The organism is Buttiauxella agrestis (genome assembly GCF_900446255.1).
GTDB classification, from domain to species: domain Bacteria; phylum Pseudomonadota; class Gammaproteobacteria; order Enterobacterales; family Enterobacteriaceae; genus Buttiauxella; species Buttiauxella agrestis.
On the sequence record NZ_UIGI01000001.1, the window covers coordinates 2,233,674 to 2,260,040 of the forward strand.

Genomic DNA, 26,367 nt, shown 5'->3' on the forward strand with positions numbered 1-26,367 from the left:
TTAAGTTTACAACGAGGGAATGAATGACCTTATACAGTATCGGTGAAGTCGCCGAACGATGTGCAATCAACCCCGTCACGCTGCGCGCGTGGCAGCGCCGCTACGGTCTCTTTAAACCGCAGAGGAGCGAGGGCGGGCATCGGCAGTTTGATGACGAAGATATCCTGCGTATCGAAGAGATTAAACGCCTGATTAAGAGCGGTGTGTCCGTAGGCAAGGTTAAAGCTTTACTTGAAGCAAACCAGATTACGGCTCACGACCATGATGCCTGGCGGTTACAGCAAGAAGAGGTGATGACCGTTTTGCGTTTTGTCCAACCGGCGAAACTGCGTGCAAAAATCGCGTCCATGGGGCGTGAAATCCCGGTTGATACCCTGATTGACCATGTTTTTATCCCGGTTCGTCAATGCCTTAGCCTCGATAAATATACCTCCAGAGCAATGATAAGCCTGCTTGATGGGTTGCTGATTGACTATGTTGTCCAGCGCCTTGCTGAATCACGCAACACTGAAGGTCAAGACACATTAATGATTGGCTGGGAAAGTGATGACCGTACCCGCCTGTGGCTCGAGGCCTGGCGTCTGTCACAACATGGCTGGCGTCCTGATGTGCTGGCCGATCCGCTAGACTCTCCCCGTCCGGAATTATTCCCAGGCCAACATGTTTTTGTCTGGACAGGAAAGGCATTAACTCTGCGCCAACAAGAACAACTGGAACACTGGCAAAAACAAGGGTTTGCCATCAAATTTCACGCGGGTTAAGGATGACCTGGCTGACTCCTCATCGTATTGATACTGCCGTTTTAATTTTGTACGAATCGTACAGAACGGACCGCGCCACTCCGTACTAAAATTACACAACCCATATAAAAAACATATAACAAAGCCCTGTGTCATATCATTGCTCGTGCTTTTGGGGAGATATATAGTCTGCGTCACAGTTTGACGATGTAATAAAATTACGAATTCAGTTTTATTACCCAGATTTCTCTCTATCAGGTTGCAGTGAAAATTTCAGGCATCCTGATACGCTTTAATGAATCGCTATCAGACAGGCACGTAAGCAAATGGAGTTAAGACACATCCGTTATTTTTTGGCCGTTGCCGATGCCAAAAGCTTTACCTATGCAGCAGAAAAATTGGGTATTGGTCAACCTCCACTGAGCATACAGATCCGTGATCTGGAGAACGAAGTTGGCACCAAACTTTTCCATCGAATTGCCCGGGGTATCGAATTAACTGCTGCGGGCATTGCATTTTATAATGCGGTAAAAGTGCTACCGGGTTTGGTTGAAGAGGCAAAGTTATCAGCACTTTTAGCTTCGCGTGGCGAATTGGGTGTCCTGCAAGTCGGTTTCACCTCGTCGTCGGCATTTAATTCAGTCGTAACCCGCAGTATTAAAAAATTCAATAACGACTACAAAAACGTCAGTCTGCAATTAGACGAAGCGCATACCGACAATCTGATTAAAGCGGTAGAAAACGGCACCATTGATGTCGCTTTTGTGCGCACCGATCATCTTTATAGCGATTCGCTGGAGCTGAAATTACTGTTGCAGGAGCCTTTGACCATCGTGCTCCCGGAGCATCATGCCTATATCGCGCAAAGCCATATCACACTGAATCAACTGGCAAATGAAGAGATGATTTTGTGTCCGCGTAATTACAGTGTCCAGTTACATGACACGATTTACGCTCTCTTTGAACGAGCAGGATGCACGCCAACCGTGAAGCAAACTGCGCCACAATTATCCTCGATAATTAATCTGGTTTCGGCGGGTATAGGTGTTTCGATTGTGCCGTCATCCATGAAGACAATGAGCCATTCTTCATCCGGTGTTGCATTTTATGACATCGTGGAAGAGGGGGCTTATATTCCATTGTCGGTAGTCAGCCGAATTCATGATTCATCACCTATTGTGAAAAACTTTATTAATAACGTGCTGGCGACGCACGCGGAAATGTTATCAGACCAATAGTTGCCCCGAAATATTCTTGATTCATTGTGACGAGTAAATGAAAAAATCTATTTTTGCGGTTCGTCGTGACAAAGCCTTAACGCCTGTGGAGTTATATGCTCATCAGCGCTACCGCATTATTCATGGCATTCGCATCGCCGTGGCATTTGTCCTGACATTTCTGATTATCAGAATGGCTAATTTACCCGATCATTCCTGGCCGCTGATTACCTTAGTGGTGGTGATGGGACCCATCAGTTTTTGGGGCAATGTCATTCCGCGCGCCTTTGAGCGTATGGCGGGGACGGTCACGGGGGCGATTTTAGGCATCATCGCCTTACATATCGAAATGTATTCTCTGCCATTAATGCTGGTGTGGTGCGGCTGTGCGGCCTTTCTTTGCGGTTATTTGACCATGAGTAAGCGCCCGTATGCCGCACTGCTAATTGGGATCACACTGGCGGTGGTGAGCAGTGCCCCTGCGGGGGATATTCAGACCGCATTATGGCGTAGTACAAATATCATTCTGGGCTGTATTCTGGCGATGTTTTTCACCAGTATATATCCGCAGCGGGCTTTTATTCACTGGCGCATTCAGCTGGCTACATTCCTGAATGATTTTGCAAAAGTCAGCGCCAGCGGATTTTCGTGGAATATTTTGAGCCGTCCGAATCTCACCAAACTTAATTCACGTATTCTGGGGAATGTCGTGAAAATGCGTAGCCTGATTATGCCGGTCAGTAAAGAAACGGGGATTTCAAAAAATTATCTGGATGAGATTCAGTCTATTTCCAGGGATATGATTGCCACGCAGCAATTACAAGTTGAGGCGCATTGGGCATCTCGCGGGAGTCGTTTTCTGATTCTGAATTCGCGCTCACTCGCCGAAGTGCAAAAAATGACGCAACAAACATTACAGGTGTTAGCTCACGCCTTATATGAAGGCAACCCTTCTCCAGCGGCGGCGAATAGCGAACGACTCAATGACATCACTACTGAATTACATGAATTGTTATTGGCGCATTCGGGGGATGAAGTGGTGGAGAGCGCCGTCCATGGCTACGTCTGGTTGAGTATTCAACTGGCTATCAAACTTGAACGATTATCGACGATCATCACCGAGGCTCTGACGGAGCAAAAATGCGCCGCCTGAGCTTCAGCATCGCCTCAGGCCTCAGCCGTCAGCAAGGGATAATCGGTATAACCGACTTCGGTGCCACCAAATAGGGTTGCCGGATTGCCAATATCTGCCAAAGGAAGATTGCCTTTCAGACGACGCGGGAAATCCGGGTTGGCGATAAACGGGCGACCAAAAGCCACCAGGTCCACCACTCCTGCTGCCAGCAGTTTATCGGCTTTTTCACGCGTGTAATTTCCCGCGACGATGATCGCCCCGCTGAACGTCGCCCGCAGAGTTTCTCTGAACTCATATGGTATCTGCGGCGCATCATCCCAGTCTGCTTCGGCCAGGTGAATAAAGGCAATGCCTTTGGTTTCACACCAGGCGGCCAGGGCCAGAATGGCTTCACTGGTCTGCGAGTCGTCCATCCCGCGCTGGGTAATAAACGGTGCAAGGCGAATGCCGGTGCGGTCAGCGCCAATGGCATTGCTGATGGCTTCCAGCACTTCCTGCGCAAAACGCACCCGGTTTGCCAGACTGCCGCCATATTCATCGGTACGTTTATTCGAGGTGCGTCGCAAAAATTGGTCAATCAGATAACCGTTTCCACCGTGGATTTCCACGCCGTCAAACCCGGCAGCCATGGCATTAATGGCCGCCTGGCGGTAATCCGCAATCACCTGTTGAATATCATCATGAGTCAGTTCACGTGGCACCGGGCAGGCGACCATTTCCCCGACGCCATGGCTGTTCACTACCCACACCTGCGCGTCTGGCGACAACGCGGAAGGGGCAACAGGCTTGCCGTCGGGATGAAAACTTTCGTGAGACATACGGCCCACGTGCCATAGCTGAGAGAATATTTTGCCATCGACTTTATGGACTGCGTCCGTCACCAACCGCCAACCCGCGACCTGTTCCGCAGAATGAATACCCGGCGTCCAGGAATATCCCTGACCCTGGGGAGAAATTTGCGTGGCTTCGGTGATGATAAGCCCGGCCCCGGCTCGCTGCTGGTAATACTCTGCCATCAACGCCGTGGGGATATTGCCCGGTTGTGCGGCGCGGGCGCGGGTCATCGGGGCCATCACGATTCGGCTTTTCAGTTCGACAGCGCCAACTTGCGTGTTCTCAAACAGGGTACGTTGCTTCATGTTTTATTCTCCTGGGAGGTCAGTTATGGCTTGACTTTACGCCCTGCGAATCGCTTTGATAATGGCAGCGAAAACTGATTCTCTATTCAGGAAAACCAAATAATGGGCAAACTCGAAGATATTACGTTGCTGGTGGAAGTGGTTGAGGCGGGTGGGCTGGCTGCCGCCGGACGCCGGATGAACCTTTCTCCCGCCACCATGACGGCCAGGTTGAAAGCGCTGGAGGAGCGTTATCAGACCCGATTTTTTAACCGCTCCACGCGCGCCATCGCCCTGACTCGAGCCGGGGAGGAGTTTTATCACGCCGCGCTGCGCGTGCTGGAAGAAATGGCGCAGGCCGAATCGAAACTGACGCAAAAAGAGGGTGTGCTGAGTGGCAGCCTGAGGATCTCTGCATCGTCAGATTTTGGCCGCCAGTATCTGTCGCCTGCGTTGCTCGATTTTTCCCGCCTTCATCCTGAGGTCAGAAGCTCGGTGTATCTTAGCGAGAATGTGGTGGATTTGATTGCCAACCGTCTGGACATGAGCGTGCGCTTCGGTAACCTTCCGGACAGCAATCTGGTGACTAAATTTATTCGCCCCAACCACCGTGTGCTCGTGGCGGCGAAAAGTTACCTTGAAACACACGGCATTCCTCAGCATCCCGATGAGTTGCACGGGCATCGCTGCCTGGTGATGGAGCAACGCGGCACGCTGATGAACGAGTGGCGCTTTGAAGAAAAGGGCGAATCATCGTTGGTTCGGGTCACGCCAGCGATGGTGTGTGATGACGGCGCACTACTGCGCCAGTGGGTGCTGGCCGGAGCGGGTATCGCCAGTAAATCCTGGTGGGACGTTAAGCGCGATGTGGAGCAGGGGCGGCTGGCGGTTCTGTTTGCGGAGTGTTTTATCGGTTTCAGCCGCCATGACAAAAAACAGGTCGGCCTCCAGTTTGTCTACCCGCAACGGCGTTTCCAGCCTTTGCAGGTGACCGCTTTCAGCGAGTTTTTCATTCACTGGCTGGATAATGAATAATTCAGCCTTGATGGATTTACTCCAGGTGCCTGTTGTTATAAATCTGTAACAAATCCTTCTTACACTGCTCACTTCTGATAACAATATCGAAAGGAAGCCATGATGAGCAGACCTCTTAAGCCGCTGTTTAAACAAGAACACAGCAACGAAATCAGCAATTGCAGCGCTAACCCCGTTTTCTCAGATGTTGCCAGTGCTTTTGTCAGCCGCCGCCGTTTCCTGCAACTGGGTATGCTCGCCGGCACGGCGGTGACATTCCCGGCACTGCTGAAATCGCCTGCTGCATGGGCGGTCGAGACTGCCATGGTGCGGCCTTCTTCACTCGGTTTTAACAGCATCGCCGTTTCGACCGACGACACCGTCCGCGTGCCAGAAGGTTACGTGGCGCGACCGTTTTACCGCTGGGGCGACGCGGTGGGTTTAAAAGGCAATCTGCCAGAGTTTAAGAAAGATGGCAGCAACACGACCGATGAGCAGGCGGCTCAGGCGGGAATGCACCATGACGGGATGGCGTGGTTTGGTCTGCCGCAGGGCAGTGATGACTCGCATCACGGATTGCTGGCGATGAACCATGAGTACATCGACAATGGTTTGCTGTTTAAAGATGGTGTGGCGAACTGGAGTCTGGACAAAGTCCGCAAGGGACAGAATGCGATGGGGGTTTCGGTTATCGAGGTGAAAAAAGAGGGGGAAAACTGGGCAGTGGTTCGCCCCTCTGAGTTTGCACGTCGCATCACCGTGAACACTCCAATGACTTTAACCGGGCCTGCGAAACATCATGCCCTGATGAAAACCGCAGCCGACCCGCAGGGTGAAACAGTGCTGGGCACCATGCAAAATTGCGCCAACGGGCATACGCCATGGGGAACTTATCTGACGTGTGAAGAGAACTGGTCGGATATTTTCGTTAAGAAAGCCGCGCCGAATGCACTCGAAAAACGCTATGGCATCAGCGACAGCGATGACTCCTACCGCTGGAGTGAAGTTGACCCGCGCTTTAGCGTGGACGCCACACCGAATGAACCCAATCGCTTCGGCTGGGTGGTGGAAATTGACCCGTATAATCCGACATCAACCCCGCGTAAACATACCGCGCTCGGGCGTTTTAAACATGAAGGGGCGGCGGTGACGCTGGCTGCGGATAACCGCGTTGTTGCCTATATGGGCGATGACCAGAAATTCGAGTACATCTATAAATTTGTTTCGGCGGGCATTTACGATGCCAGCAATCGCGAATCGGCGATGAACCTGCTTTCTGAAGGCACGCTGTATGTGGCGAAATTTAATGACGATGGTAGCGGCCAATGGTTGCCGCTGGTTTATGGGCAATCAGGACTTGATCACAGTAACGGTTTTGCAAGCCAGGGCGAGTTGCTGATCAAAACCCGTCTTGCCGCCGATGTGGTTGGCGCAACGAAAATGGACCGACCGGAGTGGATTGCGGTCGATACCCATACCGCGGGGAGCGTGTATTGCACGTTGACCAATAACAGCGATCGCGGCAAAGAAGGCAAAGCCCCGGTAGATGCCGCTAACCCGCGTGCTAACAATGTTTACGGGCACATCATGCACTGGAGCGAGGAGAACAGCGACCCGGCATCAACCACCTTTAAGTGGGATATTCTGGTGTTGGGCGGCAAGCCCGATAGCGTGGATGAAAAAACCAAAGGCTCAATGACCGGGGCTGAATTTGGTAGTGCGGATGGTTTGTCGTTTGACCCTCGCGGCGTGCTATGGATTCAGACGGATGTTTCGTCCAGCACCATCAACAAAAAAGCCTACGAGGGCATGGGCAATAACCAGATGCTCGCCACCGTCCCTGGCTCCAACGAATATCGCCGTTTCCTCACCGGCCCACGCGGCTGTGAGATAACCGGCATCGCCTTTACCCCGGACAACCGTACACTGTTTATTAATATCCAGCACCCCGGCGAACCTGGCGATGATATCAGCGACCCGGCGAATCCTACTGCCGTTTCCACCTGGCCAGATGGCGATAAAACTAGTCGCCCGCGTTCTTCCACGGTGGTGATCGTGAAAGCAGATGGCGGAGTCATCGGCAGCTAATCAGTAACGGCCTCTGTGAAGAGGCCGTATTTCCACAGACAATGAGGTGATACTGGAATCATTTCCTTTAACGGCCCGTTATTATCAGACCAAAACTTCGGTTACACCGGGCACGGCGATGCCTCAGCAACGCTGGTTTTGACATATCAATAATTCGACTGAGCTGAAGAGGCAATAAAATTAAATTTATTGCCCTTTTCGTGAAGGCCATACTATCTGTAACGGAAGGTAGAGGATTAATCAGGCAGCCCTGGCTCGAAAGTTCGGGTCAGTATTTTTTTGGCAAGGAATTTATCTTTAACAATTTCCCTCTATCCAACTCTATATGGCCACCGGTTCGCAGCGACAAAAGAATCTTCATAATCCCGCTACGTGAAAGATTGGACTTGCTGCGGATATAGCTTTCAATCGTTGTGTTGTTTCTGAGATCCTCATCCTCGCAAATGTACTCTAATATTTGCGCTCGAATAATATCGTAGGTGCGGGGCGCCGAAATTTGTTGCCCAAAGGTATAAAGTTTCGTCGTGACGACTAATAGATGTTGAGCCAGTGTTTTCCATAAATCGTGTTTTTCAATCTGCTCAAGCGCATCGCTGGTCGTCATAATCCCAATCTCACAAGCCGAAACGGTTTTAAGATAGGTACCGAAATTCATACTGGTGAAGTTTCCTAAGCCAAAAACGGAAGGCGTTTTTCCGTAAACCATTACGATGTCGTCTTCTTTTCTGTGTAACTCAAACTTGCCTTTAGCAATCAGATAGCACAAAGGAGCATCCTGGCTGGCAATACTTATTTTTCGGCGTGGGGGGTAGGTTTTGACGACGGCGAAGGGCAAAAGGGCATTGACCAGTTCGGCTGAATAGGGAGATGGAACGGAAAGTAGCGTGGGAAGTTCATTTTCAACGCTCATTGCAGTGCCCTTAATCAAAACTATTCCGAGGTTTTAATATCAATTATAGGGGCACTTACAATGTTAAGAGCAAAAATTTATTGGCGCAAAAGTGGCTAACTTGCTCAATTCAAGAGCATTTTACGGGTAGGTTACTTACGCCAAGCAGCACTCCACGCTGTAATTCAATATGCCCATCTTCACGCAGCCGGGAAAGAATACGCATAATGCCACTACGTGAGAGATAGGTTCTGTCTTGAATGTAATTGGCTGCGGTCACATTCATACGAAAACGCTCCGACTCCTGCATTAACTCCAGCAACTGGATTCTGATTATCTCGTAGGAAGAGAGTTGCGATATGACAGTGCAATGCTCATAAATTCTTGAAGCTGTGTAAATAATCAGATGGCATAGGCTTTCCCATAGCTGCTCCTTTTCAATAACCAGGCTGATTCGCTCAGCTGAAATACGGCTTATCTTCACATTTTCAGATGCACGCACATATAGATGAGGGTGTTGCGTCTGTAAATTACTCACCCCAAGCAAGAATGGCCCTTTCTCCGAGTTAAGAATCATCCCGTCCCCACGACGATGTAACGTGACGTTTCCTTCATGTAATAAGTAGCACACCCTCTTATTATTGTAGATGTAGCGCAGGGCCTCACCTCTGGATGGGGTAAATATCTCTGCGTATGGGCTGATGCAATCCATCAATTTTTGAATATGCACGAGAGGCTTTGCTGTCGAAACAGGTACAGATTGAGTAATATTTTCGACAAAGATTTTCGACTTCATGTATCAGAGTCCATAAGTTTTCACCTACGAGTGCGTTATTGGGTTTCAATTATCATTGCGATGATGTCTTTATTAAATGAATATATGATCTAAAAATAGACTGAGAATATAACAATTATTTAATAACTACAGTTTAAAAGAATTTAAGAGGTGATCATTTTTAGGTTTTTTACAATTAATGTTGTTTGGTTTGTATCGCATAATTCATTGATATGTATGGTTGCTGCGCTTGCGGGTAATGTGTTTTTAATAAATTGTTAATAAATCAGTCTACATTTAGATAAGAATAAAATTGTCACAATAAAATAGTTGGATTAAATTTATCTCCAGCAAGACAACATCACCTGTAAGAACAGTTTGCTATTTGGTTTATAGATTTAAATCAAGGGCGAAAATTGGATATTGGTATTTTAGTACATATGTACAAAAAAGATGGATGTCTGCGCTTCTGAATAAGAAGTATAGAAACCTGCTATCGCAACATATAAATGTTATGCGATTTGCTGGCACAACACTCTCAAGGAAAATTTAAATGAAAAAGAATCTGATCGCTGTTGCTTTTGCTGCTGTTGCCGCTGTTTCTGCATCTAATGCATTTGCACTTTCTGGCACCGTTAACTTCACCGGTGAAATTCTGGACGCCGCTTGTACTGTTGATGTCGCTTCTCAGAACCAGACTGTTGCACTGGGTGCATATAACAAGTCTGAATTCCCCAATTTTGGTGATGTTACAGCAGCTAAACGATTCTCTATAGTTCTGAAAGACTGCCCGGCAACAGTAACTGCTGCGCACGTACGTTTTGATGGTACACCAGAAGCATCTAACCCAGACCTATTAGCAATTAACAGTACTGTTGCGGGTGCAGCAACTGGCGTGGCAATTAACCTGATGTCTGCTGATATGGCTCAATTGCCACTGCACGGTGAGAATACATACCGTTACAATCTGAGCAGCACTGAAGACAACACTTTGAATTTCTACGCTCAGTATAAAGCAACAGCTATTCCAGTTACTGCTGGTCCAGCAAACTCTGTAGCTAACTTCTCTGTTATCTATAACTAATCTGCACCAGTAATAACAGGGGCCGGATAACCCGGCCCTTTTTTATAGAGGTATAAAATGAACTTTTTTAGCAAAACTTTAATTGCCCTGGCAATCGCCAGCACGGGTATTTCTGCGGCCAATGCGGGTGTTATTATTGGCGGCACTCGTGTCATTTATGACGGTAATAAAAAGGAAGCATCTATTAGTGTTAACAACCCGGATGGAACGCCTTATTTGATTCAGTCCTGGATTGAGACGCAAAATGGTGGCGCCGAGAAAGCTCCTTTTGTTATCACACCTCCTTTATATCGTCTGGATAGCAATCAGCAAAACGTTGAACGAATTATTCTGGCCGGTTCTGTTGCACAAGATAAAGAAAGTTTGTACTGGCTGAATATTAAAGCAATTCCAGCAGCACCTAAAAAAGATAATACATTACAAATCGCGGTGAAAACACGCTTCAAACTAATTTACCGCCCGGCAGATCTAAAAGGTACGACCCCTGAAGAGAAGGCTGAATCCCTGACCTGGTCTGTTGCCGGTAATCAACTACAGGTCACCAACCCAAGTTCGTATGTTATTAATTTTAATGAAATCAAAGTTGGCGGAAAAAAACTTGACGACGTGTCTTATGTGCTGCCAGGCGCAACTGCACGCTTCACTCTGCCAAAGGGTGTGAGCGGTGGGAATATGACCTTTACCGTAATTAATGATTACGGTGGTCCAGGTCCTGTACACAGCAAAAGCCTTTAACACTCCGACCGCGAAATAAAACGGGACAAAATTAATTATGCAAAAAGAAACTAATCTTTTTAAACCGGCCAGGCTGGCAATATATATCGCGGTCGCGTTGAGTGCATTAAGCCATACAGCAAGTGCTCGGGACGTATTCAACCCAGAATTACTCGAGTTAGGTAACCCAGGGGCAAGTAAAACCGACCTTTCATCTTTTGAGTCTGGTTCGCAGGCCCCGGGTACTTATCATGTCGATATTGTTCTCGATGATCAGACGATTGACACACGTGATATTGAATTTAAAGCCGTGACAGATAAAAACGGTGATAGCGACTTACAGCCATGTATCAGCGTTGAAACCCTGAAAAGCTGGGGAGTAAAAACAGAGTTATTCCCTGAACTGTCAAAAGATGGAACATGTGCCAATTTTGGCGCTATTCCACAGGCATCGGCAACGCTTCAATTTAGCACCCAGCGACTGTTAATTAGTATTCCGCAGGCGGCTTTGTCTCCGCAAGCTCGCGGCTATGTGCCACCCGAGCAGTGGGACGAAGGTATTACTGCGGCAATGCTTAACTACAGCATGAGCGGGGCGAATAACTGGTCACGAAATAAGAATGGGTCTGACGGTAATTCCCAGTATGCCAACCTGCGTCCAGGTTTCAATATCGGCCCATGGCGTTTGCGTAACTACACCACATGGAACCGTGACAGCAACGGGCAGGATAGGTGGGATACGGTTTATACCTACGCCCAGCGCGACATCATTCCGTTAAAAGCGCAGTTAACGGCGGGTGACAGCACTGCACCTTCAGAAATTTTCGACAGTATGCCGTTCCGTGGGGCGCAACTGGCCTCGGATGACGATATGTTGCCCGATTCAATGAAGGGCTATGCGCCGGTGGTGCGTGGTATTGCCAGAAGCAACGCGCAAATTATGATTCGCCAGAATGGTTACGTGATTTACCAGAGTTACGTCGCACCGGGTGCATTTGAAATTACGGATATGTACCCAACCGGCGGCGCGGGTGATTTAGATGTCACGGTTAAGGAAGCGGATGGCAGTGAACAGCATTTCACTGTGCCATTTGCTTCTTTACCGTTGTTGCAACGTGAAGGGCGACTGAAGTATGCCGTCACGGGTGGCCAGTACCGTTCTTATGACAACAGTGTTGAGAAAACCCCGTTTGCCCAGATGACGGCCATCTACGGTTTGCCTAAAGGTTTTACCATTTATGGCGGTATGCAGGAATCAAGTAAGTATCAGTCACTGGCGTCCGGTATTGGCAAAAACATGGGGGACTTCGGGGCTGTTTCTGCAGACGTGACTCAGGCCTGGTCCCAACCTAAGAACGAAGTGAAAAGTAACGGCCAGTCATGGCGCGCACGCTACAGTAAAAACTTCGTCGAAACGGGAACCAACTTTGCTATTGCGGGTTATCGCTATTCAACCAGTGGTTACTACGGCATGCAGGACGTGCTCGATTCCTACAGCAATAACAATATTATTGCCGAGCGCCGCCGCAACCGTATGGAAGTGACCATGAACCAGTCGCTGGGTGCCGATTTGGGTTCTGTGATGCTGGGCGCGGTACGGGAAGATTACTGGAGTAACGGTAAAACGATGCAGTCTATCACCGCGGGGTATAACAACTCCTGGCGCGCGATTAACTACGGCATTACCTATACCTATAGCAAAAATGGTACTTCAGACGGATACAGCCAGGCCGCCCGCTACGACAAAGACCAGCAGATTGCACTGAATATCAGCATTCCGCTTGACCGATTCCTGCCGAGCACATGGGCTAACTACTCCATGAATGCCAGCCAAAAAACCGGCACTACGCATACGGTGGGTCTTAACGGTGTCGCAATGGAAAACAATTCCCTCAACTGGAACGTGCAGGAAGGGTATGGCACCAATGACGTCGGTAATACGGGTACCGCGAATGCTGATTACCGAGGGACTTACGGTGAAGTGACGGCGGGTTATAGCTATGACCAGAACAGCGATCGCCTGAATTATGGTCTGCAGGGTGGGGTCATTGCTCACGCAGATGGTATTACGCTTTCACAACCGCTGGGCGAAACCAACGTCCTGATAAAAGCGCCAGGCGCTAAGGGCGTGAGCGTACAAAACCAGACCGGGGTTAAAACAGACTTCCGTGGTTATACGGTGGCAAGTAGCGTAACACCATTCCGTAAAAATGATATTACGCTCGACCCGCAAACCCTGGCGAACAATGCTGAGCTTGACTTAACCACCAGTACGGTCATTCCAACTCGTGGAGCTGTAGTCCGGGCTGAATATATTGCCAACCTGGGGATGCGCGTATTAATGACGTTAACCCAGAAGAATGGGAAATCTGTTCCATTCGGCGCAATGGTGAGCATCCCTGGACAGCAAGGGCGCAGCTTTATTGTCGGGGATGCAGGCCAGGTCTATTTAACTGGTGTTAATCCTGAGGGGACATTGACGGTGCAATGGGGGCAGGGATCTGATGAGAAATGCCAGGTGACCTATAAATTACCTGAGACTGAAAAAGGGATTGTTAACTTGTCCAGGCAGTGTCAATAAATAACGTCTCAGATAATGGTGTAAACCTCCGTTTAACAGTGCGCTGCGCACTATGATTTGCTAAACACCACAGAAGTGGGCGTTCAGAAAATATATGTGCAGTGTCATTAACTTAGTCACGAATTTCTGGTAATTAATATGAACAAATTAATATTAAATTATATTTTATTAATGACCGCATTGCTCTCGAGTGGATCGGTTTTGGCAGGGTGTGCTACAAATAGGTCAGGAGCGAATCAACAAACCCTAACAATCACAGTACCTGATTTTAGTGTACAAAGAGATGTGCCTAATGGGACCATAATTGCTACAGCTAACAGTGTTGCGTCTGATGTTGTGTTTAGTTGTACCGCAGGAGGCGGCGGATGGTATTCAATAATGAGTTTATTTACCACCCCTAGTGGCATTGCTCATTTTTATAAAACGAATATAGATGGTGTCGGCGTCTCAATAGGGGGGGCGACAACCAATTTTGAAAATCCTCCAATTTATGCTTCTACTAATATTAATGAAGCAATATGGATTTCCGCAAAAACGGTAAAATTTATCAAAACCGGTCCAATAACTTCAGGTACGATAACATCTGGCGTGTTGGGATATATGTGGGGAAATGATGACGGACCTTCTGTCCCGGCCTTACAATATTTTGTGAATGGACCAAAGATAACAGTATTAGCCTGTCAAATTAAAACGCAAAATCTGATGTTTCCTATTGGGGATATACCGGCGTCAGCTTTTGGCTCGTCGGTGGGCGCTACACCAGCAGTGGCGCAAAATACACAAAACTTAGGTTTAGACTGTGATCCTCAGGCTAATATAAACGTTTCGCTTTCAGGTACGCAAAACCCGGATGTTGGCACAACAAGCGTATTAGCGTTATCCGGCCAGGGGAGTGCGGGTGTTGCAAAAGGTGTGGGTGTACAGATTGTCTATAACGGATCGCCGCTAATTTTAAATAACAATATAGTTTTAAAACGCTCAATGGGTGGTATAGAAACATTCCCATTGGTTGCCCGTTATTACCAAACCAAAACAGTAGTAGCAACAGGCACGGCCAATGCAAACGCCACGCTTAATTTAACCTATCAATAAAATGGGGAGATACACGAAATGAAAAAATTAATTGGAATGAGTTTTTTAGTAGCGAGTGCATCATTATTTGCAGCAGACCCGGTGACTCTTAATATTACCGGTAATATCGTGGCAACGCCGTGCCAGGTAAGCAGTGATAGCGTTACGATAGGGGTGGATTTGGGCCAGAATATTCAGGCTTCAGATATGCAGACAGCTGGCGCTGCCGCAGGATGGAAACCGATTAATATCAAACTGGTTTCTTGCCCGGCAGGGACATCTTCCGTAATAATGACCATGCATGGTACAGCAGACCCAGTACAGCCAGCCGATTTGTATTTGAACAACGGTGCAGCACAGAACGTTTCTGTTCAGTTGCAAAGTACAGGTGGAACGGTATTAGGTGATGGTAAAACAATTACCGGAAACATTAGCAGTGGTGCATATACCTTCCCGTTACAGGCTCGCGCATATACCAAAGATGGCGGTGCTACACCGGGTACAATTGCTGCAACGGTAACCGCGTCTTTTGTTTATAATTAATTATTAGAAATTTAATAAATGAGTTCCCTATCTGATGCTGCATATTCTTAGATTATGCAGCATCGGATTCTCTCACAAGTAATAACATACAAAACCATTGTAGCTTGTTAGGGCATTGCGTCCGTCCCACCAGTTTGTTTAAACCATCAGATAATTTCACATTACGTGCACCCATTAAATAGCATTGTAATGGGAGGGTGTATATTGAAAGTTGTTATTGAAGAATCAGATGCTTTGTATCGTCATGGCATGGAACAATTGTTAAAGAAAATTTTTGCTAGTCAGGGGAATGAAACTGTTGAAATTGAAAAGCTAACCCCAACCAATTTATTGAGTGCGGATATCATTGTGAAGCGTTACGATGCCGGCATTAAGTATATTTGCCAGCCGCTAATACGTAAAAGAAAAGCTTACAGTTTGATTATTGGCGTTTATGAAGGGAATAGGGATGATATTAATTCAGGCCTTCCGCTTTGTATCTCTAATATTGTTTTTATAAATAGAAGAGAGTCAGTCGTTAAGGCGAAAGACATCATCATGCAGGGGTGGGAAGAATGTCACTCCAGACCTCGCAGCTATAATCACTTGATGTGTGTTTCATGCAAACACCGAACGTTGACTTCACAACAAGTGTTGGTGGCCGCGCATTTTTATCGTGGCTATAGTCCGCAAAAAACAGCTGAAATATTAAATATCAACTATAAAACAGTTGGGGCGCATAAGCGCATGATAATGACTAAATTCGATCTCGAGACTGATTATGACTTGTTGAATTTTATTAATATTCTTTTAAAGAATAATTATGCGTCAGAGCGATTTAAAAATATTTTAAATTCGCGGCTAGAGCATCTTTAAGAGCGAGCATGGGGGAGAGATAAGAACTTTATGATAATTTCATCAGCTGATGATTTTTAATTTTTTTTCTATTCTTTCAGCAAATAGGCAGGCTGATTTTTATCTTTTAAAGTTCTTAAAAAATGCAATAGCTCGCAATCATTTTTGAGATTAAATTTGGACATCAGGTGTCGTTTATGGGCACTAACCGTTTTTACATTGATGCCTAGCTGCTGAGAGATTTTAAGAATGTCATTGCCGTGCAGTAATGATTTCGCAATCATAATCTGTTGAGGTGTGAGAGTGCGGTACTTACACTGCAAACATTTGTTGCAATGAGAACCCATGGGGTGAGCAATGGTATCGCGCCATGCAAGGCTCACTTTATTGCGCGCACTGTGTACTGGCTCAGTGCGTGCAATAAAGATAATATTCTTAATGCAAAGCGGTAGCTCATCATGATGGAGATTTTCACCCCCTTCATAAATACCAATAATTAGCCCCGGTTTACTGCGGAACTTGAGAATGGGCTGGCAGATAAACTGCGAACCGGCAATGAAATCTTTTACGATAATATCAGCGTGGATCGCATTTATTTTTGTCAGATCGTGAAAATGCACCGACTCGTTATGAACGTTTTGTAAAACCTCCTCAAGAAATAATTCCAGCCCTTTCCTGAAGAGTGTATTTGATTCATCAATGGCAATATTTAACATGGTAGACCTTAAAATATGGGCAATAAAATATTAACATTTAAATAAAGAAGGGGAGTCTCCGCAATGATATTAAAAAGAAAGTTGCCAGATTAAATATTAAGGGTGAAAGTAATCTTATACACTATGAATGCAGCGCTTTAATGGCTGATTTGTTGGTGCATATTAAGATGAGCACCATATAATTGGATTTTAACCGGTAGGGGTGATTTTCTACAAATTATGTAATTAGTTCAAGATATATTTAGTCTACAATTAGACTGACATAATTAACCTGCTGAATTTCAAGTTCTTCAGGTGTAATAGGGTTCAATACCTACATATATTTTCTTAGTGCTATATCGCTAGCCTGGAACATTCATCCCTTCATGTTGACTGTTTAACATTTACAGGATTGAGAAGTGCCAAAGTTACCGATACGTATAGGGACGGGTATGAGGAAAGTACAGGTACGAAACGGTTTGCGGGCATAAAGCCAGAGTTACTATTGGTTTTCTTAAAGAAATTGAGGAGTTAATGCAGGAGAGATTTCTTAGAATGGTGCGTCCGAGTGGACTCGAACCACCGACCCCCACCATGTCAAGGTGGTGCTCTAACCAACTGAGCTACGGACGCACTGTTTGTTGCGGTACTGCTGATTGCGGTAAAACGTTAAATGGTGCGTCCGAGTGGACTCGAACCACCGACCCCTACCATGTCAAGGTAGTGCTCTAACCAACTGAGCTACGGACGCACTGTGTTGTCTGTGACAACGGGGACGAATATTAGCGGCAGCACCCGAGCCTTGCAAGCGCTAAACAGCAAATTTCTTCCATATTTCACTCGTTTGCTGCGCATCTGCGCAACTCGGTGTAAAAATAGCCGCCAAAAAGGCGGCTATGAACATTTACCGTGCAGCGCGTTGCAAAATCGTGATTGAAGGTTGGCGCTGTAACCAACGCATCCGCAGCATCATCATGATGGCCGCAGACGTCAGGCCGATGATAAATCCAATCCAGAAACCAGCCGGGCCCATCGGTTCAACCACCCAATTGGTCAGCGCCAGAATGTAACCGCTTGGCAATCCCAACACCCAGTAGGCGATAAACGTGATAAAGAAAATCGAGCGCGTATCTTTATAGCCACGCAGCACACCGCTGCCGATCACCTGCACAGAATCAGAAAGCTGATATACCGCCGCCAACAGCATTAAGTGCGCCGCCAGCGCGACAACTTCAGGATTGCTGTTATAGAGCAGGGCGATGTGTTCGCGCATCACTACCGTGAAAATCGCAGTCAGCATCGCCATGCACATTCCCACGCCGATACCGGTCCAGGCCGCCGTTTGCGCATCGAGCGTTGAACCCTGGCCCAGACGGAACCCTACGCGGATCGTGACCGCAGCAGAAAGGGACATCGGCAGGACAAACATCAGCGAGCTGAAGTTAAGGGCAATCTGGTGCCCAGCCACGTCGATAATCCCCAGCGGCGCAACCAGTAGCGCGACCACGGCGAACAGCGTCACTTCAAAGAACAGCGCCAGTGCAATCGGCAGCCCGAGTTGGGTTAAGCGATACATCACTTTCCAGTCGGGTTTGATGAAGCCTTTTGGCAGCTTCAAATCGCGCATCGAGCGGGCTTTCTTCACATAGGAAATCATGCTGAAGAACATCACCCAATATACGGCAGCCGTTGCGACACCGCAGCCTACGCCACCGAGTTCGGGCATGCCAAAGTGACCATAAATAAAGATGTAGTTAACCGGAATGTTGACCAGCAAACCGATAAAACCCATCACCATGCCGGGTTTGGTTTTCGCCAGGCCTTCACACTGGTTACGCGCCACCTGGAAGAATAAATATCCCGGGACGCCCCACAGCAATGCGCGCAAGTAGCCGACGGCTTTATCGGCCAGTTGTGGGTCGATATTTTTCATCGCATAGATGATATAACCCGCGTTCCACAGCACTATCATGATGAGCGCCGAGACAATGCCCGCCAGCCAGAAACCCTGGCGAATCTGGTGCGCGATACGCTCACGGCGACCAGACCCGTTGAGTTGTGCCACGGTGGGCGTCAGCGCCATTAACAAACCATGGCCGAACAGAATGGCGGGTAGCCAGATAGAGGTACCGATTGCCACAGCGGCCATATCGGTTGCGCTGTAGCCACCGGCCATCACGGTATCGACAAAGCCCATTGAGGTTTGTGCGATTTGCGCGAGGATGACAGGTATCGCCAGCGCAAGGAGCTGGCGGGCTTCAACTATGTACTTCTGCATTTTTAACACCTGATTATTATTAGTTATTAGAAAGACAACAAGACCGCCAGAAATGGCAGAAAAATAGGAATTGCAGGGGAATTAGCCTGACTATTGTAGCGGCAGAAAACGAATACGCCAGCCAAATAATGGTGGGGTAGTGCGGATAGCTGGCAAGCTGTTTTTCCAACTGTTAAAGTGCTGCATTACGAATTATCAGCAGCCGAATAATTACCAGGAGTTTGACGATGTTTACAGGTATTGTGCAGGGTACTGCGACCCTGGTCTCCATTGATGAGAAACCCAATTTCCGTACCCACGTAATTGAAATGCCAGATGAGATGTTACCTGGCCTTGAAACAGGCGCGTCGGTGGCACACAACGGCTGTTGCCTGACCGTCACTGAAATCAATGGCAACCACGTCAGCTTTGATTTAATGAAAGAGACGCTGCGTATTACCAATCTCGGCGAGTTAGTTGTGGGTGATAGTGTTAACGTCGAACGCGCGGCTAAATTTAATGATGAAATCGGCGGGCATCTTATGTCCGGTCATATTATGACGACCGCTGAAGTCGCAAAGATTCTGACCTCAGAAAATAACCGCCAGATCTGGTTTAAAATGCGCGATAAAACCTTGATGAAATATATTCTGCATAAAGGATATATCGGCATTGATGGTATTAGCCTGACGGTCGGTGAAGTCACGGCTTCGCGTTTCTGCGTACATTTAATTCCGGAAACGCTTGAGCGCACCACGCTCGGCAGTAAGAAACTGGGGAATCGTATTAATATCGAAATCGACCCGCAAACCCAGGCGATAGTAGACACCGTTGAACGTGTGCTGGCACAGCGCGAAGCGACATTGGATGCGTTGCTACCGAAGGCGTGATGTTGAAACGGTGGATGATGCCTACGGCTTATCCACCCTGTAGTTTCGAGCGTTAGGTCGGATTAGCGTAAGCGACATCCGACTGTATTAAGCAATCAACAAACTTCCGCGCACCAAATCACTGGTATGCCGATCCCCAAGCAGTAATTCCACCGCCCGACGCGCAATACTTTCCAGCGGATATTTAATCGCCGGAATGGCGTTTGCTCCCGGCATTCGGGTTGAACCATCCAGACTGAAAACCATCACTTGTTCAGGCACTTGTAACTGGTACTGATTGAGCATCATCACGGCTTCCTGCGCCTGCGTGTCGTCCGTCACTAACAAGGCAGAAAACTTCACACCGCGATTGATCAGCCGTTGCAGCGCGATGCGCACCGAGGATTCATCTTCAATCACCAACTGGCGGTTAAAAGGCACCACGTGGTTGTGCAGCGCCTGGTGATAACCTTCAAGAGTTTGGGCTGCCGCTTCACCGCTGGCAAAGTTTATCAGGGCGATTTGCCGCCGTTTCTGGTTACACAAATAGTGCACGGCGGTTTCTGCCGCGAAAACGTGATCGCATTGAATACTCAGCGCATTCGAACCGCTCAGGCAATCAATCAGCATAATATCGTCGTCGAGCGGAGGGAGTGAGAAACGCGCCCCCACAACCAGCAACGCATCACATAAGCCGTTTGAAAGTTCCTGAGCAGCCTGCGCCACGCTGTCGTGGTCATTGGCGAAGCGTAACAGCAGGTGTTTATGATGCTGGTTAAGCTGTTTCTCAAGCGCTTGCAGGTAGCCTGTGGACTGCTGAATATGTTCGGTGGCACAGATTACGCCAATGCAATGGGTTGATTGGGAACTCAAAGATTGAGCAATTGCATTGGGTTTGTAGTTAAGTATTTCTGCCGCGCGCAAAACGGCCTGGCGACTCTCTTCTTTCACGCCGCGACTGCCGCTTAAAACACGCGAAACGGTGGCTTTAGAAACCTGTGCAAGGCGTGCTACATCATTAATATTCGACATGGTGTGAGTTTCCCGCGTCTCAGCCAGAAACGGGCCTTGCGGCCCGAATGCTGAGATTACGTACGATCGTTAAAGCCATTTTCTGCGGAAGTCGTTTTGTACCACTCGCCGCTTTTCTTAATGGTGCGTTGCTGAGTTTCCAGATTTAACGAGACAAAACCGTAACGGTTTTTGTATGCATTGCACCAGGACCAGTTATCAATAAACGTCCACATGTGATAACCCAGGCAATTGCTGCCTTCGCTAATGCCTTTATGCAGCCATTTCAGGTGGTCGCGCACGAAATCAATGCGGTAGTCATCCTGAATCTGGCCGTTTTCATCGAAACGATGTTCGTTTTCAACGCCCATGCCGTTCTCAGAAATATAGCAATTTGGGTTGCCATAATTTTCACGCAGGTTGGTGAGAATATCGTAAATCCCTTGCTCGTAAATTTCCCAGCCGCGATACGGGTTCATTTTGCGGCCCGGCATTTCGTAGGCTTCGAAGAACCATTCCGGCATAAACGGGCTGTCCGGGTTAACCAGTGAGTCGCGGCATTTGATGCGGCGCGGCTGGTAGTAGTTGATACCCAGTAAATCGACGACACCCGCTGCAAGCAGCTCTTTGTCACCCGCCTGGCACTCAGGCAGTTGACCATGTTCTTTCAGCAGCGCAACCAGTTCTTGCGGATATTCACCACGCAATGCTGGGTCGAGGAAGCTGCGGTTGAACATCAGGTCAGCGATGTTTGCCGCTTTGACATCCGCAGGGTTTTGCGAACGCGGATAAGAAGGGGTGAGGTTGAGAATAATACCAATTTCGCCGCCGTCGTTACGCTCGTGGTAAGCCTTTACCGCCATGGAGTGGGCAATCATGGTGTGGTAGGCAACGGTTGCCGCACGTTTGAAATCCACCACGTTCGGGTAGTGGAAATCATACAGATAGCCGCCTTCGACAGGCACTACCGGCTCGTTGAAAGTGAACCAATGCTTCACGCGGTCGCCGAACAGCTCGAAACAAACGTTCGCAAATTCCGCGTAGGCCGTGACAACGTCACGATTTTCCCAGCCGCCTTGCTGCTGCATAACCATCGGCATATCAAAGTGGAACAGGTTGATAAACGGTTTAATGCCCTGCGCTACCAGTTCGTCGATAACCTGATTGTAGAAGGTGACGGCTTCCTGGTTAACCGCGCCACGGCCTTCAGGAATCAGACGCGCCCAGGAAATTGAGGTGCGGAAGGTGTTGTGATTCAGCTCTTTGAGCAGGGCGATATCTTGCTTCCAGTTTTTGTAGAACGTGGAAGTCTCTGCCGGGCCTACGCCGTTGTGGAAGCGGGTGGGTTGTTCCTTATACCATTGATCCCAGATAGTGGCGGACTTACCAAAAGAGAGGGTTTCGCCTTCGGTTTGCGGCGCTGAACTTGCGCTGCCCCACCAGAAATTTTCAGGAAATACGTATTTCATTACAGTTCCTCTTGTGACGGACGAGCCTGCCAGACCGGCAGGCAAAAGTAGTTGTTTAGTTCACGGTAATCGGGTTTTCACTTTCCTGCGCGCTACGTTCTTCATCCTGTTTGATGAGAGTGCGTTCGTATGCTTTCAGGAATGGGTAATACATCACAGCCGACATGACCATACAAATTAGACACATAATTACGGGACTTACCGCCCAGTTTGCGGCCCAGGAGGCCCCAATCGGCGCAGGTGTTGTCCACGGAGTGAGCGATACCACTTGAGCGACCCAACCTAATTTGGTCGCGATATAGGCAAGTGTTGCGTTAATCATCGGCACGAGCGTAAACGGCAGGAAGAACAGCGGGTTCATGATGATTGGCGTACCGAACAGAATCGGTTCGTTGATGTTAAAGAAGCTCGGAACCACGCCCATTTTACCGATGGTGCGCAGGTGAATGGCACGACTGCGCAGCAATAAGAAGGCCAGCGGGAGCGTTGAACCTACGCCCCCAATCAGTAGGTAGTGATCCCAGAAACCTTGCAGATAGATATGCGGCAGAACATTGCCTGCGGCGAGCGCGGTCTGGTTAGCGGAAAGGTTCGCCATCCAGAACGGGTTCATAATCCCGGTGACGATTAACGCGCCGTGAATACCGGCAAACCACAGGATTTGGCAGATAAACACGGAAATCAGAATCGCAGGCAAGGAGTCTGATGCTGAAACCAGTGGCGCCAACAGGTGCATAATCGCTTCAGGAATAATCATGCCGGTGGTGGACTCGATGAACAGGTTCAGCGGGTGCAGCGTGGCGACAATTACGACCACCGGGATCAGGATTTCAAAGGAACGCGCCACGCCGGTGGGCACTTCTTTTGGCAGGCGAATGGTGATGTTGTGGCGCTTTAAGAACGCATACATTTCACTGGCGTAAATCGCCGTAATCAGCGCGGTAAAGATGCCCTGGCCCGAGAAATACTGCGTCGAAATTTGCCCGTCTTTATAGGGCGCGGCAACCAGCAAAAAGGCCATAAATGCTAACAGACCCGTCATGATAGGGTCGAGCTTGTAATGCTTGCCAAGACTTGCGCCGATACCGACGGAGATAAAGAACGTCATCACGCCCATGCTGAGGTTAAACGGCAGCATGAGTTGTTCACGATAAGTGAGCGAGAAATTCAGCCACGAGCGGGCAAAACTCCAGGTGCTATCAGGCGAGAACGGCGGGAAAATAAACACTAACAAGAACGAACCGATAATCATGAACGGCAGAGCTGAGATAAAACCATCGCGGATAGCGATGACATGGCGCTGAGAACCCATTGCTCCAGCCATGGGGGTGACTTTGTGCTCAATCACATTGACCATTTTTTGGTAGATGCTCATGGCGGTATCCTTGTTATTGTTTCGGGAAGTGCAGTTATTGTGAAACAAAACGGAAACCGGTTTCCAACTGAGAAGCGAATAAATGTTAACGGGATCAAACTCGGGAAGAAAGGAGATATGGAAACGTGAGGAGGGTCACGCTTTGTTAAGAAAATGCTACGGAATTGCAGCGAATAGTGACCCCGGAGATACCGGGGCCATTATTCATTAATGTGGAACACGTAAGCCGTCTTCAATGCCGCGACTAAAGACAATTTGCCATAGCTGAATATCACGGGCGCGGAAGGCTCCGGCACAGGCATTCAGATAATAACTAAACATGCGTTGAAAACGTTCGGAATAGTTATCGGCGATTTCAGGCCAGTGGTGCAGGAAACGCTCATTCCAGGCCATCAATGTTTTATCGTAATCGGCACCAAAGTTATGCCAGTCTTCCATCACGAAATGCCCTTCGCTGGCTTGTGCAATCTGGCGCACCGATGGCAGACACCCATTCGGGAAGATATATTTATCAATCCACGGATCCACGTTGTTATTGGTTTTATTAGAACCAATGGTGTGCAGGAGGAAAATCCCTTCCGGTTTCAGATTACGGTCGGCGACACTAAAATAGGTGGCATAGTTTTTTGGCCCGACATGTTCAAACATACCGACGGAAACAATGCGGTCAAATTGCATATCCAGTTCGCGATAGTCTTGCAGCAAAATAGTCACATCAAGACCCGCACACCGTTCCTGCGCCATTTTTTGTTGTTCGGCAGAGATTGTGACACCGTGCACCGCGACGCCGTAATGTCGGGCCGCATATTGTGCAAGACCGCCCCAGCCGCAACCAATATCCAGCAGCGTCATTCCCGGTTCCAGTTGGAGTTTATCGCAGATCATTTTTAGTTTGGCATTCTGCGCGTCGCCGAGCGTGGTGGCTTCTTTCCAGTAACCACAGGAATATTGCATATGCTCATCAAGCATGCGGCTAAATAAATCATTGCCAAGATCGTAATGTTCTTTGCCAACAATCCAGGCGCGTTTTTTAGATTGCAGATTCATTATCCGGGCCGCGGCAATACGCAGTGTGTCTTTTAAATGGCGGGGAAGTTGATTCTCCAGTCCGGCACGAATGGTGTTATTGAAAAATATATCCAGACGCTCGCAGTCCCACCAACCGTCCATATAGCTTTCACCCAGCCCGAGTGTACCCTCTTGCAGGACGCGTTTAAAAAAATCGGGATGCTTAACCTGTATATCGAAAGGGCGCGGGCCGTTGATTTCCACACCGGCTTTAGCGAGCATTTCGTTAACAATTCGATACCACGGGTTATTTCTTATGCTGACTTCTTCTATACACGATGAACTCATAGCTTCTCCATCACCATTGTGTGAGGAACCTTCAAACAGCGTAGACGCTATTTTGGGCATGTGAGAAATGTCACGGAAAAAACCGTGAGCCTGATATCCGACGTAGAACAGAGAAAGGGGCGAGTGCCCACAAAAAAAGCTCTCAAAACAACAAACGGGAGCACAAAGGCTCCCGTCACGATTTCATTATAATTGTGCTGACAACCGAGCCGCTAATGAGTATAGGCTCGCCTGTTTAGTGATTCAATGAAATATTGTTAGCACGCTAAGTTATTCACTCATATCACTAATGCGCGTCGGATTCAGCAGCTTGCCAGACCTCGACATTTTTACGGCGCTGCATCAGATAACCTAACATTGCCAGCGCAATGGTCACCAGCATCACGCTGGTGGTCGTCAGCAGCGGCGTTGCCACAAGCCAGGACACCATCAAACTTGCCAGGAAGCACAGGCCCAATTGCAGCGTGTTTTGCAGCGCAGCGGCTTTACCCGTGGCCTGCGGGAATGGCAGCAGTGCTGAAGCGACAACGATGGGGTAAATTGCACCGTTGGCGATTGCCATGATACAGAATGGGATCAGCAGCAGCGTCAGGGTCGCGTGACCGCTTATCGAAACCGCCCAGGTGCCGAAAATACTCAGCGTATATAAAGCCAGCAGCCAGGGCAGCATTTGCTTACCGTTCCATTTTTGCAGCGCGCTGCGACAACCGTAACCGCCAATCAGGAAGGCAATGGTTTGTGGCACGTAGCTCAGGCCGATTGCCGCCGGGCTGTAACCCATATCGTTCAGGATGAATGGGGAACCGGTCAACCAGGCAAAGAAGCTTGCGGAACAAGCGGCATAAATCAATACGTTGCCGCTATATACGCGATTGCGCAGCAACGACATAAAGCTGACTTTATTGTCTTCCGTTTGCGGGTGATGCTGAGTGCGTGGCTTCAGGCGCAGCGTTGGGATCATCAGCACCAGGGTGATTCCAAACAGGGTGGCGAAGATCGCCTGCCAGTCGAAGTGCACCAAAATCCAGCTACCGAGCAGCGGTGCCAGTGCCGGAGACAAGCCAACCAGCGGCATAATCGTGGCGAAAATACGATTTGCGCGATTCGCCGGGTAATAATCCGTCACCAGTGCCTGCCAGCTCACCGCCGCAGAACACACACCCACGGCCTGTACAAAGCGCAGGACCAACAGCGCGGTGGCGCTTTCGACCCACAACATGCCGATACAACCGACGGCAAACAGGCTCAACCCGGCCAGTAACACAGGTTTGCGGCCGAAATGGTCAGACAGCGGCCCCCACATTAACTGGGCGAACGCAAATCCGGCGAGGAACAAACTCAGGCTTGCGCTCACCGCGGAAGCATCGGTCTGTAAATCTTGCTGAATAGCCGCGAAAGCTGGCAGATACATGTCTGTGGCGAGGAACCCCAGCACACTTAATCCGGCCAGCCAGATAAGAAATCCTTTTGATGGTTGCATGTTTTTCTCTTGATTTATCTTGCAGGTTGATTGCCGCGAGAGTGTACGGAGT

At 48.5% G+C, this 26,367-nt stretch carries 22 protein-coding genes and 2 tRNA genes; 12 read left to right on the top strand and 12 right to left on the bottom strand.

What is annotated here, in order from left to right:
- The first annotated feature begins 23 nt into the window (after positions 1–23).
- The 3 genes from DY231_RS10785 (at position 24) to DY231_RS10795 (ending at position 3,110) form a co-directional block, all read left to right on the top strand.
- Positions 24–761, top strand: a complete 738-nt coding sequence (locus DY231_RS10785; RefSeq protein WP_115628359.1) for a MerR family transcriptional regulator — start codon at positions 24–26, stop codon at positions 759–761.
- Positions 762–1,066: 305 nt separating this feature from the next.
- On the top strand, positions 1,067–1,978 hold the full coding sequence (locus DY231_RS10790) for a LysR family transcriptional regulator (protein ID WP_115628360.1): 912 nt from the start codon (positions 1,067–1,069) through the stop codon (positions 1,976–1,978).
- A gap of 37 nt (positions 1,979–2,015) precedes the next feature.
- Complete coding sequence (locus tag DY231_RS10795; RefSeq protein WP_115628361.1) at positions 2,016–3,110, top strand: FUSC family protein; 1,095 nt, start codon at positions 2,016–2,018, stop codon at positions 3,108–3,110.
- Positions 3,111–3,124: 14 nt separating this feature from the next.
- On the opposite strand, the gene DY231_RS10800 is transcribed toward DY231_RS10795, so the two are convergent.
- Positions 3,125–4,231, bottom strand: coding sequence for an alkene reductase (locus DY231_RS10800; RefSeq protein WP_115628362.1), 1,107 nt, complete (start codon positions 4,229–4,231; stop codon positions 3,125–3,127).
- A gap of 102 nt (positions 4,232–4,333) precedes the next feature.
- On the opposite strand from DY231_RS10800, the gene DY231_RS10805 reads away from it, so the two are divergent.
- Both DY231_RS10805 and DY231_RS10810 read left to right on the top strand, forming a co-directional pair.
- A complete protein-coding gene (locus DY231_RS10805; RefSeq protein ID WP_115628363.1) occupies positions 4,334–5,245 on the top strand; it encodes a LysR family transcriptional regulator in 912 nt (303 codons plus the stop codon).
- A gap of 102 nt (positions 5,246–5,347) precedes the next feature.
- Positions 5,348–7,312: a PhoX family protein gene (locus DY231_RS10810; RefSeq protein ID WP_115628364.1), complete on the top strand. Its 1,965-nt coding sequence runs from the start codon at positions 5,348–5,350 to the stop codon at positions 7,310–7,312.
- Positions 7,313–7,580: 268 nt separating this feature from the next.
- Here the strand turns inward: DY231_RS10810 and DY231_RS10815 are convergent, their stop codons facing one another.
- Together DY231_RS10815 and DY231_RS10820 are read right to left on the bottom strand one after the other, a co-directional pair.
- Complete coding sequence (locus DY231_RS10815) at positions 7,581–8,222, bottom strand: helix-turn-helix domain-containing protein (RefSeq protein WP_115628365.1); 642 nt, start codon at positions 8,220–8,222, stop codon at positions 7,581–7,583.
- Between the two features lie 109 nt (positions 8,223–8,331).
- Entirely contained in the window at positions 8,332–8,997 is a 666-nt protein-coding gene (locus tag DY231_RS10820; RefSeq protein WP_115628366.1) for a helix-turn-helix domain-containing protein, read from the bottom strand.
- 532 nt (positions 8,998–9,529) lie between these two features.
- Here DY231_RS10820 and DY231_RS10825 point away from each other — a divergent pair.
- The 6 genes from DY231_RS10825 (at position 9,530) to DY231_RS10850 (ending at position 15,824) form a co-directional block, all read left to right on the top strand.
- A complete protein-coding gene (locus DY231_RS10825) occupies positions 9,530–10,060 on the top strand; it encodes a fimbrial protein (protein ID WP_115628367.1) in 531 nt (176 codons plus the stop codon).
- A 57-nt stretch (positions 10,061–10,117) separates the two neighbouring features.
- Positions 10,118–10,795, top strand: coding sequence for a fimbrial biogenesis chaperone (locus DY231_RS10830; protein ID WP_115628368.1), 678 nt, complete (start codon positions 10,118–10,120; stop codon positions 10,793–10,795).
- Between the two features lie 37 nt (positions 10,796–10,832).
- The gene (locus tag DY231_RS10835; protein ID WP_115628369.1) at positions 10,833–13,355 is read left to right on the top strand and encodes a fimbria/pilus outer membrane usher protein; all 2,523 of its coding nucleotides are present in this window, start codon (positions 10,833–10,835) and stop codon (positions 13,353–13,355) included.
- A gap of 138 nt (positions 13,356–13,493) precedes the next feature.
- Positions 13,494–14,447 (top strand): fimbrial protein, encoded by a 954-nt coding sequence (locus DY231_RS10840; RefSeq protein ID WP_147295640.1) that lies wholly within the window; start codon positions 13,494–13,496, stop codon positions 14,445–14,447.
- An 18-nt stretch (positions 14,448–14,465) separates the two neighbouring features.
- Complete coding sequence (locus DY231_RS10845) at positions 14,466–14,969, top strand: fimbrial protein (protein WP_115628370.1); 504 nt, start codon at positions 14,466–14,468, stop codon at positions 14,967–14,969.
- A 204-nt stretch (positions 14,970–15,173) separates the two neighbouring features.
- A complete protein-coding gene (locus DY231_RS10850) occupies positions 15,174–15,824 on the top strand; it encodes a LuxR C-terminal-related transcriptional regulator (RefSeq protein WP_172588680.1) in 651 nt (216 codons plus the stop codon).
- A 68-nt stretch (positions 15,825–15,892) separates the two neighbouring features.
- Here the strand turns inward: DY231_RS10850 and DY231_RS10855 are convergent, their stop codons facing one another.
- From DY231_RS10855 to mdtK, 4 genes are all read right to left on the bottom strand, one after another.
- Positions 15,893–16,519 carry a helix-turn-helix domain-containing protein gene (locus tag DY231_RS10855; RefSeq protein ID WP_115628372.1) on the bottom strand — a complete coding sequence of 209 codons (627 nt, stop codon included), beginning with the start codon at positions 16,517–16,519 and terminating at the stop codon, positions 15,893–15,895.
- Between the two features lie 535 nt (positions 16,520–17,054).
- Positions 17,055–17,131 (bottom strand) — tRNA-Val (locus DY231_RS10860).
- A 41-nt stretch (positions 17,132–17,172) separates the two neighbouring features.
- Positions 17,173–17,249 (bottom strand) — tRNA-Val (locus DY231_RS10865).
- Positions 17,250–17,402: 153 nt separating this feature from the next.
- The gene (gene mdtK / locus DY231_RS10870) at positions 17,403–18,776 is read right to left on the bottom strand and encodes an MdtK family multidrug efflux MATE transporter (RefSeq protein WP_115628373.1); all 1,374 of its coding nucleotides are present in this window, start codon (positions 18,774–18,776) and stop codon (positions 17,403–17,405) included.
- Positions 18,777–19,003: 227 nt separating this feature from the next.
- On the opposite strand from mdtK, the gene DY231_RS10875 reads away from it, so the two are divergent.
- Positions 19,004–19,645: a riboflavin synthase gene (locus DY231_RS10875; RefSeq protein WP_034495801.1), complete on the top strand. Its 642-nt coding sequence runs from the start codon at positions 19,004–19,006 to the stop codon at positions 19,643–19,645.
- Between the two features lie 87 nt (positions 19,646–19,732).
- On the opposite strand, the gene DY231_RS10880 is transcribed toward DY231_RS10875, so the two are convergent.
- From DY231_RS10880 to punC, 5 genes are all read right to left on the bottom strand, one after another.
- Positions 19,733–20,656, bottom strand: coding sequence for a LacI family DNA-binding transcriptional regulator (locus DY231_RS10880; protein WP_115628374.1), 924 nt, complete (start codon positions 20,654–20,656; stop codon positions 19,733–19,735).
- A gap of 56 nt (positions 20,657–20,712) precedes the next feature.
- The gene (gene gmuD, locus DY231_RS10885) at positions 20,713–22,104 is read right to left on the bottom strand and encodes a glycoside hydrolase family 1 protein (RefSeq protein WP_115628375.1); all 1,392 of its coding nucleotides are present in this window, start codon (positions 22,102–22,104) and stop codon (positions 20,713–20,715) included.
- Positions 22,105–22,159: 55 nt separating this feature from the next.
- The gene (locus DY231_RS10890; RefSeq protein ID WP_034495798.1) at positions 22,160–23,479 is read right to left on the bottom strand and encodes a PTS sugar transporter subunit IIC; all 1,320 of its coding nucleotides are present in this window, start codon (positions 23,477–23,479) and stop codon (positions 22,160–22,162) included.
- Positions 23,480–23,686: 207 nt separating this feature from the next.
- Entirely contained in the window at positions 23,687–24,835 is a 1,149-nt protein-coding gene (gene cfa, locus DY231_RS10895) for a cyclopropane fatty acyl phospholipid synthase (RefSeq protein WP_115628376.1), read from the bottom strand.
- A gap of 286 nt (positions 24,836–25,121) precedes the next feature.
- Positions 25,122–26,315 (bottom strand): purine nucleoside transporter PunC, encoded by a 1,194-nt coding sequence (gene punC, locus DY231_RS10900; protein WP_115628377.1) that lies wholly within the window; start codon positions 26,313–26,315, stop codon positions 25,122–25,124.
- Between the last annotated feature and the right edge of the window lie 52 nt (positions 26,316–26,367).

Bases quoted from the DNA above. Each gene is read 5' to 3' on its own strand.
- DY231_RS10790 (WP_115628360.1), top strand. From the start codon at position 1,067: ATGGAGTTAAGACACATCCGTTATTTTTTGGCCGTTGCCGATGCCAAA.
- DY231_RS10835 (WP_115628369.1), top strand. From the start codon at position 10,833: ATGCAAAAAGAAACTAATCTTTTTAAACCGGCCAGGCTGGCAATATAT.
- DY231_RS10800 (WP_115628362.1), bottom strand. From the start codon at position 4,231: ATGAAGCAACGTACCCTGTTTGAGAACACGCAAGTTGGCGCTGTCGAA.
- DY231_RS10875 (WP_034495801.1), top strand. From the start codon at position 19,004: ATGTTTACAGGTATTGTGCAGGGTACTGCGACCCTGGTCTCCATTGAT.
- DY231_RS10880 (WP_115628374.1), bottom strand. From the start codon at position 20,656: ATGTCGAATATTAATGATGTAGCACGCCTTGCACAGGTTTCTAAAGCC.
- DY231_RS10890 (WP_034495798.1), bottom strand. From the start codon at position 23,479: ATGAGCATCTACCAAAAAATGGTCAATGTGATTGAGCACAAAGTCACC.
- punC (WP_115628377.1), bottom strand. From the start codon at position 26,315: ATGCAACCATCAAAAGGATTTCTTATCTGGCTGGCCGGATTAAGTGTG.
- DY231_RS10840 (WP_147295640.1), top strand. From the start codon at position 13,494: ATGAACAAATTAATATTAAATTATATTTTATTAATGACCGCATTGCTC.
- DY231_RS10825 (WP_115628367.1), top strand. From the start codon at position 9,530: ATGAAAAAGAATCTGATCGCTGTTGCTTTTGCTGCTGTTGCCGCTGTT.
- DY231_RS10795 (WP_115628361.1), top strand. From the start codon at position 2,016: ATGAAAAAATCTATTTTTGCGGTTCGTCGTGACAAAGCCTTAACGCCT.
- DY231_RS10815 (WP_115628365.1), bottom strand. From the start codon at position 8,222: ATGAGCGTTGAAAATGAACTTCCCACGCTACTTTCCGTTCCATCTCCC.
- mdtK (WP_115628373.1), bottom strand. From the start codon at position 18,776: ATGCAGAAGTACATAGTTGAAGCCCGCCAGCTCCTTGCGCTGGCGATA.
- DY231_RS10830 (WP_115628368.1), top strand. From the start codon at position 10,118: ATGAACTTTTTTAGCAAAACTTTAATTGCCCTGGCAATCGCCAGCACG.
- DY231_RS10810 (WP_115628364.1), top strand. From the start codon at position 5,348: ATGAGCAGACCTCTTAAGCCGCTGTTTAAACAAGAACACAGCAACGAA.
- DY231_RS10855 (WP_115628372.1), bottom strand. From the start codon at position 16,519: ATGTTAAATATTGCCATTGATGAATCAAATACACTCTTCAGGAAAGGG.
- gmuD (WP_115628375.1), bottom strand. From the start codon at position 22,104: ATGAAATACGTATTTCCTGAAAATTTCTGGTGGGGCAGCGCAAGTTCA.
- DY231_RS10845 (WP_115628370.1), top strand. From the start codon at position 14,466: ATGAAAAAATTAATTGGAATGAGTTTTTTAGTAGCGAGTGCATCATTA.
- DY231_RS10820 (WP_115628366.1), bottom strand. From the start codon at position 8,997: ATGAAGTCGAAAATCTTTGTCGAAAATATTACTCAATCTGTACCTGTT.
- DY231_RS10785 (WP_115628359.1), top strand. From the start codon at position 24: ATGACCTTATACAGTATCGGTGAAGTCGCCGAACGATGTGCAATCAAC.
- cfa (WP_115628376.1), bottom strand. From the start codon at position 24,835: ATGAGTTCATCGTGTATAGAAGAAGTCAGCATAAGAAATAACCCGTGG.
- DY231_RS10805 (WP_115628363.1), top strand. From the start codon at position 4,334: ATGGGCAAACTCGAAGATATTACGTTGCTGGTGGAAGTGGTTGAGGCG.